Source organism: Nocardia rhamnosiphila NBRC 108938, assembly GCF_000720425.1.
GTDB lineage: Bacteria > Actinomycetota > Actinomycetes > Mycobacteriales > Mycobacteriaceae > Nocardia > Nocardia rhamnosiphila.
The window spans coordinates 1-1,957 of the sequence record NZ_JOAJ01000036.1; the positions used below are offsets into that span (position 1 = coordinate 1).

Annotated in this window: 3 protein-coding genes; all 3 read left to right on the forward strand. The window is 68.0% G+C overall.

From position 1 onward, the window contains the following. The first annotated feature begins 266 nt into the window (after nucleotides 1–266). The 3 genes from IG75_RS0135510 to IG75_RS0135520 all read left to right on the forward strand — a co-directional run bounded on the left by IG75_RS0135510 (nucleotide 267) and on the right by IG75_RS0135520 (nucleotide 1,849). Complete coding sequence (locus IG75_RS0135510; protein WP_030525728.1) at nucleotides 267–758, forward strand: helix-turn-helix domain-containing protein; 492 nt, start codon at nucleotides 267–269, stop codon at nucleotides 756–758. Continuing rightward, nucleotides 755–1,483 carry a hypothetical protein gene (locus IG75_RS0135515; RefSeq protein ID WP_030525729.1) on the forward strand — a complete coding sequence of 243 codons (729 nt, stop codon included), beginning with the start codon at nucleotides 755–757 and terminating at the stop codon, nucleotides 1,481–1,483. The genes IG75_RS0135510 and IG75_RS0135515 overlap by 4 nt, the downstream gene beginning before the upstream one ends. 69 nt (nucleotides 1,484–1,552) lie before the next feature. Further along, a complete protein-coding gene (locus tag IG75_RS0135520) occupies nucleotides 1,553–1,849 on the forward strand; it encodes a DUF2516 family protein (RefSeq protein WP_081877365.1) in 297 nt (98 codons plus the stop codon). The last annotated feature ends 108 nt before the right edge of the window (nucleotides 1,850–1,957 follow it).

Genomic DNA, 1,957 nt, shown 5'->3' on the forward strand with positions numbered 1-1,957 from the left:
GGCCGACCTGGCGTCTGATCGCTTTCGCGAACGGCAGCGCCCTGTGGGTGCCGAGTTCGGCGAGGCCCTGAAAGGGTCGAGGCCCGTCCCGCCGTTCAGCCGTCGAAGCGCATGCGCCGCAGGCGCGAGTCTCGGCGGCTGAACGGCGGGACCGAGGGGCCTCGCCCCCGCGCGCCGGAGGCGCGCAAATAAACACTGCTAACATGGTGCTTGCAATTGCTAGCACCCCGATCTATCGTTGTAACTACAACGCCAGAAGGTGAGTGATGGCCGACCGTCCCGAGGTTTTCGCCCAGCGCACCGACGATCCGGCAGCGTCTGCCGGCGCCGGCGACAAGGCAGCCCGCGTGGTCAACGCGGCGCAGGACATCGGAGGATTCATCAGGGCGCAGCGTGAAGCCGCGCAGGTTTCGTTGCGTCAGCTCGCCCAGCTGGCGGGGGTGAGCAACCCGTATCTCAGCCAGATCGAGCGCGGATTGCGTAACCCCTCCGCCGAAGTGCTGACGCAGATCGCCAAGGCCCTGCGGGTTTCTTCGGAGGTGTTGTATGTGCGCGCCGGCTACCTCGAGCAGCGGCCGCACAGTCCCGTCCGGGACGCCGTGCTCGCCGATTCCGCGATCAGTGAGCGGCAGAAACAGGTGCTCCTGGATATATATGAATCGTTCCGCCGGGAGAACGGGCCGGAGGAAGCGATTCCCCGGGACAGTGTTGTTCCACAACCGACAACCGATGCTCCACGCCAGGAGAACGATAAATGACCGAGAAGTACACCACTGCCAAACCACTGTTCGCCACCGTCGGCGCCACGGACGCGGTTTACGCCGCGGTTGTGGACGCGGTGACCCAGGTGCGTGAGCGTGCGACCGATGCCAGCGGCCGGGTCCGGGTCGAAGAGGCCCGTGAGCGCTTCGCCGGGTTGCCTGCCGATGTGCAGACCCAGTTCGAGCAGATCCGTGCCCGGTTGTCCGAGCTGCCCTCGGAGCTGCCGGAAGACCTGGCCGAACTGCGCGAGAAGTTCACCACCGAGGAACTGCGCAAGCTCGCCGAGCAGTACTACCGCCAGGTGGTCGACCTCTACGCGGATCTGGCGGTGCGCGGTGAGGAGACCGTCGAGCGGTTGCGCGCCAACCACCTGGTCGAGGAGCAGGTCGGCCGGGTCGAGACCCTCTACAAGGACGCCAGCGTCCGGGCCGAGGAGGTGCTCGGCCGGGTGAACGGGCTGATCGGTCGCGCCCGGACCGAATCGGAGCCGGCCACCGCGCCGACCACGGCGCCGGTCGCCGAGGCCGCCGCCCCCACCGCGCCGGAGGTGCTCGACGCCGAGGTGTTCGAGGTCGCGCCGGAAATCGCGCCCGAGCCCGTGCCCGAGGTGGCCCCCGAGCCCGCGCCCGCCCCGCCGGTGAAGAAGACGCCCGCCGCGAAGAAGGCGCCGGCCGCCAAGAAGGCCGCCCCCGTCAAAAAGGCCGCGCCGAAGAAGCTCTGACCCGGCAATTCAGGTGAAGCGCCCCCGTGCACATGCAGTGCGCGGGGGCGCTGCTCTTATCATGGTGGGGTGGACAAGGTGTATGGCTTGACCGGGTTGATCATGGTCGCGCTGTGGCTGCTGGCGACAAGCGCGGCTGTTTTCGCGCTCGTGCACGCCGTGCGCCAGCGTTCCGACGCATTCACCGCGGTCGACAAACTGACCAAGCCCATCTGGTTGGGCATCCTCGGTGTGGCGATCCTGCTGATGCTGGTGAGCTGGCCCGGCCTGGGGCTACTGGCGTTCATCGCCATCATCGCGACCGGTATCTACCTGGCCGATGTGCGGCCGAAGGTGGACGAGGTCCAGCGCGGCCCGCGCTGGTAAGAGCTGTGTTTTTGGCGGCGCCTGCGGCGCCGCGGGGTCGAGGCCCCCGAAGGTCCCGCCGTTCAGGCCTCGAGACTCGAGCCTTCGGCTCATGCGCTTTCGAGGCCT